The following is a 14,194-nucleotide window of genomic DNA, read 5'->3' as shown; positions in this document are numbered from 1 at the left end:
CGTCGACAATCTACCTGCGAGGGGCGCCGGTGCATCCACCGGCGCCCCTCGCCGCGTTCCGATGTCACTTGACGCAAGCACCGGCAGTGGGTTGCATACGTTCTGTGATCGCCGACCGAACGCTCGCTTCCACATCCGTCACCACCCTCACGACCGCACGGGCCCAGGGAGTCGCGCCGTGGACCCGGTGATCGTCGTCGGTGCCGGGCCCGTCGGCCTGGTGCTGTCGCTCGCCCTCGCCGCGCAGGGCGTCCCCTCCGTACTTCTCGACGAGGATGCGGGGAAGGACGAGACACGTCCCGCCCGGACCGTGGTGCTGCGTGAGGACACCGCGGCGCTGGTGGAACGGCTCGGGTGCACGACGCTCCGGGACGAGGGCGTCCGGTGGTCCGGCTGGCGGTCCATGCGACGCAAGCAGCTGGTGAGCGAACTGTCGCTCGGCGAGGACGCCCCGTACGGTGATCAGCTGCCGGCCCCGGTCCATGTGCCGCAGCATGCACTGATGCGCGGGCTGCGGGACGCGATCGCCCGGCAGGGGCTGGTGCAGATGGCTCCGCTCAGCCGTATCGACACACTGGAACAGGACCCGGCCGGCGTCACGGTACACACCAGGGAGCCCGACTCGACGTGGTGGCGCGGGAGTTACCTGGTCGGCTGCGACGGCGCCAGGTCCACCGTGCGCAAGCTCCTGGACATCAGGTTCCCCGGACGCACGGCGGTGGAGCGGCATGCCGTCGCCGCGCTGCGCACCGAGCTGCCCTGGCCCGGCCAGGCCGTGCTGCACCGGCTGCCGCCGTGGCGCAGCGGCGGCGCCGAGGTGACCGCGCGGCCGCTGCGGGACGGCGCGTGGCGGCTGGACTGGCTGCTTCCGCCGCGCGGCGAGTTCGTCACGCCCGACGCCCTGATCACCCGGGTGCGGGACACCCTCGCCGGCTGGTGCGGTGGTGAGACCCCGCCGTACGAACTCCTGGACACGGGCGTGTACACGCTGCACCACCGGCTGGCCCGGCGCTGGCGCGTCCGGCGGGCCTTCCTGGCCGGGGACGCCGCACATCTGCTGGGCGCCTTGGGTACGCAAGGGCTCGACGAGGGGCTGCGGGACGCCGAGAACCTGGCCTGGAAGCTGGCACAGGCCTGGCATCACGGCGCCTCGGACGTACTGCTCGACAGCTACCAGACGGAGCGCCGGGCTGCGGTCGCCTCGCGGCTGCGCGCCGCGGACCAGTCGCTGCCGATACTGCGTGGTGGCGGAGGTCTGCGGACATTGGTTCCGGGGGGCGCACGCGGGCACGATTCGCTGCTCGCCGACGGTCATCTGGGCTGTGGCGCGCTCGGTGCGCCCCCCTCGTACACGCACTCCCCCCTTGCGCCTCCACGCGCCGAGGCGCACACAACGGTCGGTACGCCCCCCGGTGCCCCGGTTGCCGATGTGCGGGTGACGGCGCCCGACGGCACGACCGTACGACTGCGCGAGCGGCTGGGGCAGGGGCACCTGCTGGTGCTGCTGGTCGCTCCGGGGACCGGGGTGTGGGACCGGCGGCACTGGCTGATGGCGGGCGTGATGCCGCGGCTCGTCGAGGCGGTCGACGCCTTGCCGGTAAGGGGCGAGCTCCTGGTGACCGAGGCCTACCCCGGGGCGTCGGCCCACACTGTGCTGCTGGTCCGGCCGGACGGACACCTGGTGGCGTCGTTCGGCGGGGTCCGGCCGGCGGAACTTTTCGCTGCGGCGGACGCGGCGCGCGGCGGTGAGCCACGTGCGTCCGTACGCGCCGACCAGACCGCAGACATCAATTGACCCCCGCAGGCGGCACATGGTGTACTCCGAAACGTGACCGACACTGATGTGCGCTTGTGGCGGAGGGTCCATATGGACCTCGTCCGCTACGCGGGCTGCGTGTGTCGTCCGTCCTGCTGAATCGCCTCTTCCTGCTGCGGTGTGCGCTCTGTCGTACCCCGGGCACCACACGCGAACTCTCAGGACGGTCCCTGTGTCTGCCTCTCCCTCTCCTTCGCCCTCCCTGCGCACGCCTGTCTCCGGTCCGCACTCCGGTGCCGGACCCGGCCCGACAGCCGCGGAACTGCTCGAATTCGTCTGCCACACGGCGGCGGACACCGATCTCATCGCCGCGCTCCCCGTCGATCCCGAAGGCCGCACCTGGATCCGGCTCGACGGGCCCGGTGGCAGTGAGGCCTGGCTGATCGGCTGGCCGCCGGACACCGGCACCGGCTGGCACGACCACGCCGACTCGCTCGGTGCCTTCTGCACGGCGGCGGGCACCCTGAAGGAGCAGTCGCTCGCGGTGCGGCTGCCCACCGACGGCTGGAAGACGCTTGAACTGGCCGAAGGCGTCGATCGGTCCCGACAGCTGTCGACCGGTCAGGGCCGGGCGTTCGGCCGGCACCATGTGCACGAGGTGCTGAACGAGTCCGGCACCGAGCACGCCGTCTCCGTCCATGCGTACTATCCGCCGCTGCCGCAGATCCGGCGCTACAGCCGCACGGGCGCGGTACTCCGTCTTGAGCACGTCGAGCACCCGGAGGACTGGCAGTGAGCGGCGACCGGAACGGCGGTACGGGGCGGGTGGGAATCGACGAGTTGCTGGAGCGGGTCCGGGCCGGGTTCGACCGGATCGGTCCGCACGCGGCGGCGGCCGCCGCCGCGGACGGGGCCCTGCTGGTGGATATCCGCTATGCGGCGCTGCGCGACCGGGACGGACTGATTCCGGGGGCACTGATCGTCGAACGCAATGAGCTGGAGTGGCGGCTCGACCCGCAGGGCAGCCATCGCGCACCGGAAGCGGTCAGCCATGACCTGCAGGTGGTGGTGGTGTGCAACGAGGGCTACGCGTCGAGTCTCGCGGTCGCGTCCCTGCAGCAGTTGGGACTGCACCGGGCGACCGATCTGATCGGCGGGTTCCAGGCGTGGCGGGCGGCGGGGCTCCCGGTCGACGCCTGACGGGTGACAGTTGCGGCCGCGGTGCCCGCGTGGGACACGGGCCGCACTGCCACTGGCGTGTCACTGCTTGGAAGCAGCCACCTGGCCGGGCAGCGCGGCTGCACCCACCACCGTCGCGTACACCACCGGCATGACGGTGGGCACCGCGCTGCCGGTCATGCCGATGCTGAAGGCGGTGAGTACGGCGAGTGCGATGCCGGTGCCGGTGCCGAGGGCAGCGGCGATCAGCAGGACCGACAGGCGGGCAAGGATCGTGGAGGCCGCCGGGACGTCCCGGTCAGGTGTTGAAGGATCTGCTGGCGTCGCGGCTGAGCGAGCGCCTCGAGAGCGGCCGGCTCTGTGATCTCGGTGCCGCCGGGCTTCTCTGCCATGCGTCACACATTGCTCTGCGCACAGATACCTGTGCACTGGAGCATGCCTGCGTCTTTCATGCGGGGCCGGCCCCCCTCTCGGCGGCTTTCTTGTCCCCCGAATCCCACCCCGACACACCCGAACGCCTCACCCCAGTGGAGTAAATTCACCATAAGGCGGACATTTACCCCAAACGCCAAGGACTGACATGACGGAGACGTCGCACCGATGCCGACCACCACCCTCACCCCCGACCAGCTCGACCGTCAGGCCGCACGTCTCCACGACACGGAGACCTGGCAGCAGATCGTCGCGGGCTGGGACATCACCACCCCCGAACCCGTGCGTCCTGTCCCGCCCGACAGCGCGCCGCACCCGCCGGACCGGCACCCGGCCGACTGGCGCGATCTGCTGTCCGTGCCGGTCGACCAGCTGATCGCCGACTCGGTGCGCGTCCTGCCCCCGGCCCCGCCGCGCGAGCGCCCACTTCCCGGACGACTCGGCGCCATCCTCCCGGACCGGCTCCACGCCTGGCGTCGCATCGGGCAGCCCGAACTACGGCCTTCCATCCACCTCGCCTACGCACGGCAGATCCTGACCGAGTGGGGCTGGCAGAACACCCCGTACCGGCTGCGGAACGCCCGCGGCGCCCGCTGCATCTGCGGCGCCCTCCTCACCGCGCACCGTCTGGGCTACGGCTCCCTCGACACCGTGGACCGGGCCGGCGCCTGGCTCATCGCGGAACTCCGCTCGCAGGGCTGGACCGACCTCATCGGCCCCTGGAACCGCCACCCCAGCCGCACCGCATCGGATGCCCTGGCCCTGCTGGACGCCACCATCCGTCGCGCCTCGTTCGCCGGACACTGACTCCTACACGCCACCCACCGCGCAACGGCCCCGCCTCCCGCGCCCGGCTTCGCTCCCCCGCCGAACCTCTGCGCGCACCCCCCGAGGCGCCCACCGTCAGCGATGCGCACCACGTCAGAACGGCTCGTCGAGACCTTCCGTGTCCTCACCCTCTTCTTCGAGTGCCTGACGCACCACACGCAGGGCCATCCCCTCCCCGTACCCCTTGCGCGCGAGCATGCCCGCCAGGCGGCGCAGACGCCTGTCACGGTCCAGGCCGCGGGTGGAGCGCAGCTTGCGCGCGACGAGCTCCCGGGCGGTCTCCTCCTCCTGCTCGGAGTCGAGCTGCCCGATCGCCTCGTCGATCACCGCCGAGTCCACCCCCTTGGTGCGCAGTTCCCGCACAAGAGCACGACGGGCCAGGCCCCGGCCGTGGTGCCGGGATTCCACCCAGGCATCCGCGAACGCCGCGTCGTCGATGAGCCCGACATCCTCGAAGCGCGACAGCACCTCTTCGGCTGCCTCATCCGGGATCTCCCGCTTGCGCAGTGCGTCCGCAAGTTGCTTGCGGGTGCGCGGGGTCCCGGTGAGCAAACGCAGACAGATGTTGCGCGCCTGCTCGACCGGGTCTCGCGGCTCCCCCTTCTCGGCCCTCGACGAGGAAGGGGAGCCGCTGCTCCTGGAGCGGGAGCGGGCCCGACGGCCCGCGCCCTCGCCGAACCCTCCACCCGAGCCGGTGCCGTAATCGGGACCGGCGCCGGGGCCGGGGGCGGGCTCGGCATCACTGCCCGGCCACTCCGTACGACGTGTCACGGTCTAGCTCTTGGCCGCCGCAGTCTTGGCCGGCTTCGCCTTGCCGGCCGGAGCGGGCACCGACTTCGCCGCGCTGTCGGCCGCAGCCGCCGCGCCGCCCGCCGCGTCCGCCCCGGGTTCGGCGGACGGAGCCGCCTCCGGCCTGACACCGATGCCCAGCTTCTCGAGGATCTTCTTCTCGATCTCGTTGGCGAGATCGGGGTTGTCCTTGAGGAAGTTGCGGGCGTTCTCCTTGCCCTGGCCGAGCTGGTCACCCTCGTACGTGTACCAGGCGCCCGCCTTGCGTACGAAGCCGTGCTCCACGCCCATGTCGATCAGGCCGCCCTCACGGCTGATGCCCTGGCCGTAGAGGATGTCGAACTCGGCCTGCTTGAAGGGCGGCGCGACCTTGTTCTTGACGACCTTGACGCGGGTGCGGTTGCCGACGGCGTCGGTACCGTCCTTCAGCGTCTCGATACGACGGATGTCGAGGCGCACCGATGCATAGAACTTCAGCGCCCGGCCACCGGTCGTGGTCTCCGGGGAGCCGAACATCACACCGATCTTCTCGCGGAGCTGGTTGATGAAGATCGCGGTGGTCTTGGACTGGTTGAGCGCGCTGGTGATCTTGCGGAGTGCCTGGCTCATCAGTCGGGCCTGCAGACCCACGTGCGAGTCGCCCATCTCACCCTCGATCTCCGCACGGGGCACGAGTGCCGCGACGGAGTCGATGACGATCAGGTCGAGAGCGCCCGAGCGGACCAGCATGTCCACGATCTCGAGCGCCTGCTCACCGTTGTCCGGCTGGGACAGGATGAGGTTGTCGATGTCGACGCCGAGCTTCTTCGCGTACTCGGGGTCGAGGGCGTGCTCCGCGTCGATGAAGGCCACCGAGCCGCCGAGCCGCTGTGCATTCGCCACCGCGTGCAGCGTCAGCGTCGTCTTACCGGAGGACTCCGGCCCGTACACCTCCACCACACGGCCGCGCGGCAGTCCGCCGACGCCGAGGGCGACGTCGAGTGCGGTCGACCCGGTGGGAATCACCTCGATGGGCTCGTTCGGCCGTTCACCGAGGCGCATCACCGCGCCCTTGCCGAATTGCCGTTCAATCTGTGCGAGTGCGGCGTCCAACGCCTTCTCGCGGTCGGTTCCTGCCATGGGTTCCACCCGATTTGCTTGAGTCGATCGCTTCACGTCAAAGACGCTAACCCCTGCCACTGACAATGGGCCTCGACGTCCTCCCGGCCTGTGGACAACTCCACGGTCGGGCCCGGGAAAACCCGGCCGGAATCCCATGAGAATGGATGTTCGATTTCGGTGTCAAGCACACCGCTCCGGACCGGCCCGCCCCCCAGAGTAGCGCCCTAGCACTCTACACTTGACGAGTCAAGATCAAGTGGTCAACATCATGCTAGATTCCGGCCGTATGGGGACATCACTGACAGGGAAAGTGGCCCTGGTCGCCGGCGCCACGCGAGGTGCGGGCCGTGGGATCGCCGTTCAACTGGGAGCGGCCGGAGCCACCGTCTATGTCACCGGACGGACGACCACGACCCAGCGGTCGGAGATGAACCGCCCGGAGACCATCGAGGAGACCGCAGCTCTCGTGGACGAGGCGGGCGGCCACGGGATCCCGGTCCGGGTGGACCACCTCGTGCCCTCGGAAGTCAGCGCGCTCGTGACGCGCATCCGGCGCGACGAGGGCCGACTGCACGTCCTCGTGAACGACATCTGGGGAGCCGGGATCGAGTGGGACAGGTCGGTCTGGGAATCCTGCCTGGAGACAGGTCTGCACACCCTGCGTCTGGCCGTCGACACCCACGCCATCACCAGCCATTACGCGCTTCCGCTCCTCATCGAGCAGCCAGGGGGCCTGGTCGTCGAGGTGACCGACGGCACCGATGAGTACAACGCCGTCCACTACCGGGTCTCCTTCTTCTACGACCTGGCCAAGGCATCGGTGAACCGGATGGCGTTCGCCCTCGCGCACGAGCTGAAGCCCCACGGCGCGACCGCGGTGTCGCTCACGCCCGGCTGGCTGCGGTCCGAGGCGATGCTGGACGCCCATGGCGTCACCGAAGCGAACTGGCGCGACGCGATCGCCCACGCACCCCACTTCGCGATCTCCGAGAGTCCGGCCTTCGTCGGCCGCGCCGTGGCCGCACTCGCGCAGGACCCCGGGGTGGCTCGCTGGAACGGGCAGTCGCTGTCCAGCGGGCAACTGGCTCGGGTCTACGGCTTCACCGATCTGGACGGCAGCCGGCCCGATGCCTGGAGGTACGTGCCCGAAGTCCAGGACGCGGGCCGGCCGGCCGACGTGACGGGCTATCGCTGAGCACCCTGCGAGACCTCCTCACCGCCCCGGCCTCGCGCACCCCGCCGGAGCTCCCGCACCGCGCCGGAACTCCCGCGTCCCGCCGTCGCTCAGACCCGTGGCCGCGGACCCGGTGCTTCCGGTCGCTCCGCATCCTCTTCGTCCCCGGGAGCCCGGGTCGCGCGGCGCAGCCGCGAGAACACCGACTCACCGCGCCGCCGCTGGTGACGGCCGTGCACCCGTGGGTCGTCCGTCACGTCGTAGCGCCTCACATAGGCGCCCAGGAACGCCTGCAGCGTGGCGACGGCCGGGATGGCGATCAGCGCGCCCACGGCGCCCATCAGCGCCGTACCGGCGATGACCGAGCCGAAGGCGACCGCCGGATGGATGTCCACGGTCCTGGAGGTGAGCTTGGGCTGCAGCACGTAGTTCTCGAACTGCTGGTAGATCACGACGAATCCGAGCACCCACAGGGCGTACCAGGGGTCGACGGTGAACGCGATCAGCATCGGCAGGGCGCCGGCCAGATACGTACCGATCGTGGGGATGAACTGCGAGACGAGACCGACCCAGACCGCGAGCGCCGGCGCGTACGGCACATCGAGGGACACCAGCAGGATGTAGTGCGCGATTCCGGAGATGAGTGCCATCAGCCCGCGCGAGTAGAGATAACCACCGGTCTTGTCGACCGCGATCTCCCAGGCCCGCAGGACTTCGGCCTGCCGGGCGGGCGGCAGTACGGAGCAGAGACCGCGGCGCAGCCGGGGGCCGTCGGCCGCGAAGTAGAACGAGAACAGGAAGATCGTCAGCAGTCGGAACAGCCCACCGAGCACGGTGGTGGAGACATCGAGCACACCGGTCGCGCTGTTCTGGACATACTTCTGCAACCAGTCGGAGTGCAGCAGGCTGTCCTGCACCTCGACCCGCGAGAGCTCGGTGTGGAAGCTCTGGTTGACCCAGTTGATCACCGAGTCCAGGTACTTGGGGAACTCCTCGACCATCTCGACGATCTGGCCCGCAAGCATCGATCCGAGCAGTACGACGAACCCGGCCCCGGCAATCAGGATCAACAAGAACACCAGGAAGGTCGCCAGGCCGCGACGCATGCCGCGTGAGGACATCCGGCCCACCGCGGGTTCTATGGCGAGCGCCAGGAAGAAGGCGATCAGCACGTTGATCAACAGCCCGATGAGCTGGTCGAACGCCCAGCTGCCGAGCCGGAAGCAGGCATAGAGCGCCAGGGCGAGGACCATGGCGCGCGGCAGCCATGCAGGCATTCGGGCCGCCCCGGCGCCGGACGGCTGGGTCGGTGGCGCGGCCGGCGGGACGGGCGGAGTGGGGGCGGGCGGGTTCTGGGCGGTCTCGTCTGTCAGTGCCACGGACCCAGTCTCGCCCACGGCTGTGACAGCCGGCCGCCCACCCCGGAGAGCGGGTGCGGTCCCGCGGGGACGAGCAGTTCGTCAGCGCTTGTCGGCGGGGATGCCGACCGCCGTGCAGACGCCGCGCCAGACGTCCTTCGCCTCCCAGCCCGCGGCCAGCGCCTGGTGCACCGTCCGCCCGCCGAGCTCGGCCATCACATGGTCGTGCGCAAAGGAGTCGGCGTACCCCGCGCCGAAGTGGTCTTCCATCCGTTCCCAGAAAATCGTCAACCGCATGACTTCAGTATCCCGCTCCTGAGAGTGCAGCCGTGTCCCTACGACATGTCGAGAGCGCTTACCGGCCTACGGTCGGTCCATGGCTGGAACAGGAGCAAGCCCCCTCAACCGCGCCGAGCAGTTCATCTGGCTCACGGCCCGTGTCCTCGAACAGCGGCGGTTCGCCCACCACTTCCTGGCAGGAAGCGCCGACGCCGTGGAGACCGCACTCACCGCCTATCTCAACGAGGACGGCGGATACGGTCACGCACTCGAACCCGATCTGCGGGGCCCCGTCAGCCAGCCGCTGCACACGGCCCACGCGCTGAACGTTCTCGACTCCATCGGGCGCTGCAGCGGTCTGCGGGTGGAACGGATCTGCCGCTTCCTGACCGATGTGTCGACGAAGGAGGGTGCGCTGCCCGCCCTCCTTCCCTCGCAGCGGGGCTATCCGGCCGCGCCGTTCATCCAGCTCGTCGACGACCCGCCGGCGGAGCTGCTCGCCACCGGTCCTGTCGTCGGGCTGCTGCACCGTAATGCGGTCTGGCACGCCTGGCTCTTCCGGGCCACCGACTTCTGCTGGGAGGCGGTCAACGCGCTGGAGCACTCGCATCCGTACGAGATCGAGGCGGCGGTCGCCTTCCTGGACGGTGCACCGGACCGGGCGCGGGCGGAGGCCGCGGCAGACCGTATCGGACGGCTGGTGCGGGAACAGCGGCTGGCCGTGCTGGATCCGGAGCGGCGCGCGGAGTACCCGGTGGCGGCCGGATACGCACCGGGTGAGCAGCACTTCCCGTACGACTACGCCCGTACACCCGATTCGCTCGCCCGTCGCTGGTTCACCGACGCGGAGCTGGAACGCTCCCTCGACCATCTGGCGTCGGAACAGCAGGCGGACGGCGGCTGGCCGTTGAACTGGCGGCAGTGGGCACCCGGCACAGCTCTGGAGGGGCGGCCTCTGGTGACGCTGAAGGCACTGCAGACGCTACGGGCCCATGGCCGCAGCCTCGGCTGAGCGCCGGGGCGGAGGCACACCGCCAACCGTCCGTGAGCGGGCCCACCGGACGGCCGTGACCAGGCCGTCCGCCGCGGGCCTTCGGTAGTCGGCCGGACGGCCGCCGCCCGGTCGCTCATCCTGCGCCGTGTGTGCCGTCGGTCCCGTGGCCGCTGTCGTGCAGCAGCAGGGCCGCGATGGCGAGCGCGGTGCCGCGCGGCGACACCAGATCGAGCCCGGTCAGCTCGGCGAGCCTCGCCAGCCGATTGTCGACGGTGTTGGGATGCAACCCCAGCAGGGTCGCGGTGCGGCGCCTGTCCTGCTGGTGTGCCAGGTGGGTCCGCAGGGTCCGCAGCAGCTCGGGGCGGGCGGCAGCGGGGTCCAGCAGGGCGGCGATCCGGCGGCTGCCGGGGCCGGGGCGGGACAGCTGGAACTCGAGGAGCACGTCGTCGAGGCTGTGCAGTCCCGGCGGCAGCCCGCACGCCCGGGCGACCCGGATGATCTCCACGGCCGTACGGGACGCCTCGGGGACCGCCCCGGGTGCTTCGGCCGGAACTGCGGCGACCCGGACGTCGGCGCCGCAGGCACGGGTCAGCCGCCGGGCCAGATCGCCGGGTGGTTCGCACTCCTGCGGTACGACAGCACGGCCTGCGCCCGCGTCGAACAGGAAGAGCAACTCCGTACCGAATGTCTGGTCGAGCACGGTCTGGATGCGCCGCATCCGGCGCCGTACGGTCACCGGACTGCCGGTGCCGGAGCTGCCGGACCCCGCGTTCCCGGCCTCCGCGCCGCCCGGCTCCATGTCCCCTGGCCCCGCACCGGGTTCCGACGGTTCCAGCACGACGGCGAGCACCAGCGCGGGCCCGTCGAGGCCGAGCTGCGCCGACGGGGAGTGACCTGGTTCCAGAGTCCCGTCAAGGAATCCGCGCACGAGGGAGCGGCGCTGCTCCCGCTGTTCCGCCTCCAGCGCCGAGCGCTCGTCCATGTACGTCTCGGCCACCGCACCGACCAGCGAGTGGTGCGACTGGAGCAGCAGATCGGCAAGTTCGATGAGCGCGCTCTCCTCACCGGGTTGCGCTGCCTCACACAGCGCCTGCCACAGGACGTACATGCCGAGTCCGTGGCTGCGCAGCAGCAGGTGCAACGGCATCCCCTCCTCGGCGCGCTGCGCCGCACGCTCGCGGAAGAGCCGGAGCCCGCCCGGGCTGGGGTGCGGTTCGGTGGCCCGGCGCAGGAAAAGACGCACGCCGTGCCGGGCGGTTGCGGCGATCTCCAGGTCCTTCACATCGTCCGGGAGCCCGGTGTAACCGGGGAGCTGCTCGAAGGACTTACGGGCCATGTGCCGCGCCAGCTCGTTGACCCTGGGCTCGCAGCGCAGGGCGAGGGCTCTGGCCGCATCGGACAGTGGCATGGCGGTTCTCCCTGCACCCGGGTGGCCCTTGTGACGCGTCACAGTACGCAGCGCGAAGCGGTGTGACGAGGGCGGGTGTCGGAGGTCACTTCGGAGGCCGAGACTCGGTTTCCGGGCGATCTGCCGTACAGCACCGAAGGAGTCGAAGGTATGACCGAGCACAAGCCGACGGACTATCTCAGCTATATCGACCGGGTGTGGCAGGGTGAGGACACGCTGCTGCCGCATCTGTCCGGTGCGTACTCGGGTGCGGGCCTGGTGACTGTTCGCGAACGGGTCGGTTTTCTGCCCGCCTTCGCCAATGTGGCGGTCTTCGACACGGGTGCCGGGCTGGTGCTCGTGGACTCCGGGGACTTCCGTACGGCAGGTCCGCTGCACGAGGCGGTCGGGGCCTTCAGTGAGCAGCGGGTCAGCACCGTCGTATACACGCACGGTCATGTCGACCACGTCTTCGGTGTCGCACCGTTCGACGCGCAGGCGGACAGTGAGGGGCGCGAGCGGCCTGAGGTGATCGCGCACGAGGCGGTCACCGCTCGCTTCGACCGGTACATCAGCACGGCGGGCTACAACACCTGGATCAATCGCAGGCAGTTCGGCGTACCGTCCCTGAACTGGCCATCCACCTACCGCTATCCCGACACCACCTATCGCAGCCGGCTGACCGCCGAGCGCGGCGATCTGACCTTCGAGCTGGTGCACGCCAAGGGTGAGACGGACGACAGCACCTATGTGTGGGTCCCCGAGCTCAAGACCCTGTGCACCGGTGACCTCTTCATCTGGAACACCCCGAACGCGGGCAATCCCCAGAAGGTGCAGCGGTATCCGGAGGACTGGGCGCGGGCGCTGCGCGCCATGCAGGAGCTCGGCGCCGAACTTCTGCTCCCCGGCCACGGCGTGCCGATCGTCGGCACGGACCGGGTCCATCGGGCGCTCGACGACACGGCGCGGCTCCTGGAGTCGCTCTGCGAGCAAACCAGGGAGCTGATGAACGCGGGCCACCGCCTCGATGCCGTACTGCACGGCGTGCAGGTGCCGCAGGAACTGCTGCAGAAGCCCTACCTGCATCCCGCCTACGACGAGCCGGAGTTCGTCGTACGCAACCTGTGGCGGCTGTGGGGCGGGTGGTACGACCAGAACCCGGCTCATCTCAAGCCGGCCCCGGACGCCGCAGTCGCCACCGAGTTCGCGAACGCCGCGGGCGGCGCCCCGGCACTGGCACAGCGGGCGGTGAAGCTGCTGGAGGAGGGGGAGCTGCGGCTCGCGTCGCACCTTGCGGAGACCGCCGCCCTTGCCGCCCCGGCCGATGTGGAAGTGGCGCGGATACGGGCGCGGGTGTACGCGCAGAGGGCGGCGTCCGAGACATCGACCATGGCCCGTGGGGTGTTCAACTGGGCTGCCGCGGAGTCGGCGGCGGTGGCGGAGGGCACCGACCTGGAGACCGAACTGACACGCTCTCCGGACGGCCGGAAGCGGGCCGCCGGAATGATCAGCGTCGGAGTCGCGGACGAGGACGCCTGCGACTGCGGCGGGGCGTCCGGGGAGCGTGGGTGAGCGCCCCGGCGGGGGCCGCCGCACCGCTGCAGGCGGGCATCGGAGCCGAGAACCCCGAGCGGCTGCGGCGGGGGGCCTGGGGCACCACCTGGCTGTTGCTCACCTTCATGCTGCTGAACTTCGCCGACAAGACCGTCATGGGCCTGGCCGCGGACCCGATCCGCGACGAACTAGGACTGACGCGAGGTGAGTTCGGTACGGCGCAGTCCGCTTTCTTCGCCCTGTTCAGCCTGGCCGCGCTCGGGGTGTCGTTCCTGACCCGCCGGACCCGTACCACCGTGCTGCTGCTCGGGATGGCGTTGCTGTGGTCCGTGGCGCAGCTTCCGATGCTGCTCGGCGCCGCCGGGTTCGGGACGCTGCTGGCGACCCGGGTGCTGCTCGGTGCGGCCGAGGGGCCCGCGGCACCGGTGGCGGTGCACCATCTGCACGGCTGGTTCGGGCAGAAGGAGCGGACCCTGCCGACCGCCGTACTGATGGTCGGCGCGGCGGGCGGGGTGGCGGTGTCCGCTCCCCTGCTCACCGTGGTGATCGATGGGTGGGGATGGCGCTGGGCCTTCGGCATCGTGGGGCTGGTCGGCCTGGCGTGGGCGCTCTGCTGGTACGTACGTGGCGAGGAGGGGCCGCTCGCCCCACCGCGGGGGACGGCCGCCTCGGACCGTGGAAGCAGCGCGTCCGTTCCGTACCGGAGACTGTTGCTCTCCGGTACCTGGCTCACGGCGGCCTTCGGGACGTTCGCCGCCTACTGGCTGCTCTCCGCCGGGCTGACCTGGGCGCCGGACTACCTGCACGAGGTGTCGGGGCTGAGCCTGAAGCAGTCAGGGGCTGTGGTGACGGCAACGGCCGTCGGCAATGCCGTGGTGCTGCTGGGACACGGACTGTTCGCGCGGCGGGCGTCCCGGAAGGAGACTGCGCCGAAGCTGCCCGCGGGGCTCGGCGGAGGCGTGGTGATGTGTGTGGCCGCCCTGTCGATCGCGACGTTCGCCGAAGTGGACGCGGTGGGCGTGAAGATCGCGCTGATGGTCGGCCCGATGGCGCTGACGAATGTGATCCTCACGGTGTCGCAGACGGCCGTCGCGCGGATCGCGCCGTCCGGGCAGCGCGGAGTGGCCCTGGGTGCCCTGGCCTTCGTCTATGCACTCGCCGGCATCCTGTCGCCGCTGGTCACCGGCCGGATGGTGGATGCGGCCCCGTCCGTGCCGACGGGCTACCGCTCGGCGTACCTGCTGATGGCGGGGCTGGTAGCGGTGGCCGGTGTACTCGCCGTCTGCTTCCTGCGGCCGGAGAAGGACGCGGTGCGGCTCGGCGTACCGGAGACACCGGCGGTGGGCATTCCTGTGCACTGAGC

Annotated in this window: 15 protein-coding genes; 9 read left to right on the top strand and 6 right to left on the bottom strand. The window is 70.6% G+C overall.

Annotation, left to right across the window (positions count from 1 at the left end):
* Nucleotides 1-178: 178 nt before the first annotated feature.
* The 4 genes from ACIA8E_RS27850 to ACIA8E_RS27835 all read left to right on the top strand — a co-directional run bounded on the left by ACIA8E_RS27850 (nt 179) and on the right by ACIA8E_RS27835 (nt 2,956).
* A complete protein-coding gene (locus ACIA8E_RS27850; RefSeq protein WP_399302047.1) occupies nt 179-1,795 on the top strand; it encodes an FAD-dependent monooxygenase in 1,617 nt (538 codons plus the stop codon).
* A gap of 33 nt (nt 1,796-1,828) precedes the next feature.
* Nucleotides 1,829-1,915, top strand: coding sequence for a putative leader peptide (locus tag ACIA8E_RS27845; RefSeq protein WP_311605579.1), 87 nt, complete (start codon nt 1,829-1,831; stop codon nt 1,913-1,915).
* A 73-nt stretch (nt 1,916-1,988) separates the two neighbouring features.
* Nucleotides 1,989-2,552: a cysteine dioxygenase gene (locus tag ACIA8E_RS27840; RefSeq protein ID WP_399302046.1), complete on the top strand. Its 564-nt coding sequence runs from the start codon at nt 1,989-1,991 to the stop codon at nt 2,550-2,552.
* Nucleotides 2,549-2,956, top strand: a complete 408-nt coding sequence (locus ACIA8E_RS27835; RefSeq protein ID WP_399302045.1) for a rhodanese-like domain-containing protein — start codon at nt 2,549-2,551, stop codon at nt 2,954-2,956. Before ACIA8E_RS27840 ends, ACIA8E_RS27835 begins: the two co-directional genes overlap by 4 nt.
* Before the next feature lie 60 nt (nt 2,957-3,016).
* On the opposite strand, the gene ACIA8E_RS27830 is transcribed toward ACIA8E_RS27835, so the two are convergent.
* Nucleotides 3,017-3,334 carry a hypothetical protein gene (locus tag ACIA8E_RS27830; protein WP_399302044.1) on the bottom strand — a complete coding sequence of 106 codons (318 nt, stop codon included), beginning with the start codon at nt 3,332-3,334 and terminating at the stop codon, nt 3,017-3,019.
* A gap of 201 nt (nt 3,335-3,535) precedes the next feature.
* On the opposite strand from ACIA8E_RS27830, the gene ACIA8E_RS27825 reads away from it, so the two are divergent.
* A complete protein-coding gene (locus ACIA8E_RS27825; protein WP_399302043.1) occupies nt 3,536-4,174 on the top strand; it encodes a hypothetical protein in 639 nt (212 codons plus the stop codon).
* 114 nt (nt 4,175-4,288) lie between these two features.
* Here the strand turns inward: ACIA8E_RS27825 and recX are convergent, their stop codons facing one another.
* The gene (gene recX / locus ACIA8E_RS27820) at nt 4,289-4,966 is read right to left on the bottom strand and encodes a recombination regulator RecX (RefSeq protein ID WP_399302042.1); all 678 of its coding nucleotides are present in this window, start codon (nt 4,964-4,966) and stop codon (nt 4,289-4,291) included.
* 3 nt (nt 4,967-4,969) lie between these two features.
* Nucleotides 4,970-6,103, bottom strand: a complete 1,134-nt coding sequence (gene recA / locus ACIA8E_RS27815) for a recombinase RecA (protein WP_356665708.1) — start codon at nt 6,101-6,103, stop codon at nt 4,970-4,972.
* A gap of 268 nt (nt 6,104-6,371) precedes the next feature.
* Here recA and ACIA8E_RS27810 point away from each other — a divergent pair, with 268 nt between their 5' ends.
* Nucleotides 6,372-7,280: an SDR family oxidoreductase gene (locus tag ACIA8E_RS27810; RefSeq protein ID WP_399302041.1), complete on the top strand. Its 909-nt coding sequence runs from the start codon at nt 6,372-6,374 to the stop codon at nt 7,278-7,280.
* 89 nt (nt 7,281-7,369) lie between these two features.
* Here the strand turns inward: ACIA8E_RS27810 and ACIA8E_RS27805 are convergent, their stop codons facing one another.
* Together ACIA8E_RS27805 and ACIA8E_RS27800 are read right to left on the bottom strand one after the other, a co-directional pair.
* The gene (locus ACIA8E_RS27805) at nt 7,370-8,536 is read right to left on the bottom strand and encodes an AI-2E family transporter (protein WP_399302120.1); all 1,167 of its coding nucleotides are present in this window, start codon (nt 8,534-8,536) and stop codon (nt 7,370-7,372) included.
* A gap of 183 nt (nt 8,537-8,719) precedes the next feature.
* Nucleotides 8,720-8,914 (bottom strand): DUF3046 domain-containing protein, encoded by a 195-nt coding sequence (locus ACIA8E_RS27800; protein WP_030974167.1) that lies wholly within the window; start codon nt 8,912-8,914, stop codon nt 8,720-8,722.
* Nucleotides 8,915-8,993: 79 nt separating this feature from the next.
* Between ACIA8E_RS27800 and ACIA8E_RS27795 the strand changes: the two genes are divergently transcribed.
* Nucleotides 8,994-9,908, top strand: a complete 915-nt coding sequence (locus ACIA8E_RS27795; RefSeq protein ID WP_399302040.1) for a hypothetical protein — start codon at nt 8,994-8,996, stop codon at nt 9,906-9,908.
* Between the two features lie 115 nt (nt 9,909-10,023).
* On the opposite strand, the gene ACIA8E_RS27790 is transcribed toward ACIA8E_RS27795, so the two are convergent.
* A complete protein-coding gene (locus ACIA8E_RS27790; RefSeq protein ID WP_399302039.1) occupies nt 10,024-11,298 on the bottom strand; it encodes a PucR family transcriptional regulator in 1,275 nt (424 codons plus the stop codon).
* 150 nt (nt 11,299-11,448) lie between these two features.
* Between ACIA8E_RS27790 and ACIA8E_RS27785 the strand changes: the two genes are divergently transcribed.
* Together ACIA8E_RS27785 and ACIA8E_RS27780 are read left to right on the top strand one after the other, a co-directional pair.
* A complete protein-coding gene (locus ACIA8E_RS27785; protein ID WP_399302038.1) occupies nt 11,449-12,849 on the top strand; it encodes an alkyl sulfatase dimerization domain-containing protein in 1,401 nt (466 codons plus the stop codon).
* On the top strand, nt 12,846-14,192 hold the full coding sequence (locus ACIA8E_RS27780) for an MFS transporter (protein WP_399302037.1): 1,347 nt from the start codon (nt 12,846-12,848) through the stop codon (nt 14,190-14,192). Before ACIA8E_RS27785 ends, ACIA8E_RS27780 begins: the two co-directional genes overlap by 4 nt.
* Nucleotides 14,193-14,194 lie beyond the last annotated feature (2 nt).

It is taken from the genome of Streptomyces sp. NPDC051664 (assembly GCF_044453545.1).
Classification (GTDB): domain Bacteria; phylum Actinomycetota; class Actinomycetes; order Streptomycetales; family Streptomycetaceae; genus Streptomyces.
Note: the sequence above shows the minus strand (reverse complement) of the source record. Positions and strands in the feature narration are given on the sequence as shown.

Bases quoted from the DNA above. Each gene is read 5' to 3' on its own strand.
- ACIA8E_RS27825 (WP_399302043.1), top strand. From the start codon at position 3,536: ATGCCGACCACCACCCTCACCCCCGACCAGCTCGACCGTCAGGCCGCA.
- ACIA8E_RS27795 (WP_399302040.1), top strand. From the start codon at position 8,994: ATGGCTGGAACAGGAGCAAGCCCCCTCAACCGCGCCGAGCAGTTCATC.
- ACIA8E_RS27800 (WP_030974167.1), bottom strand. From the start codon at position 8,914: ATGCGGTTGACGATTTTCTGGGAACGGATGGAAGACCACTTCGGCGCG.
- ACIA8E_RS27785 (WP_399302038.1), top strand. From the start codon at position 11,449: ATGACCGAGCACAAGCCGACGGACTATCTCAGCTATATCGACCGGGTG.
- recA (WP_356665708.1), bottom strand. From the start codon at position 6,103: ATGGCAGGAACCGACCGCGAGAAGGCGTTGGACGCCGCACTCGCACAG.
- ACIA8E_RS27790 (WP_399302039.1), bottom strand. From the start codon at position 11,298: ATGCCACTGTCCGATGCGGCCAGAGCCCTCGCCCTGCGCTGCGAGCCC.
- ACIA8E_RS27810 (WP_399302041.1), top strand. From the start codon at position 6,372: ATGGGGACATCACTGACAGGGAAAGTGGCCCTGGTCGCCGGCGCCACG.
- ACIA8E_RS27805 (WP_399302120.1), bottom strand. From the start codon at position 8,536: ATGCCTGCATGGCTGCCGCGCGCCATGGTCCTCGCCCTGGCGCTCTAT.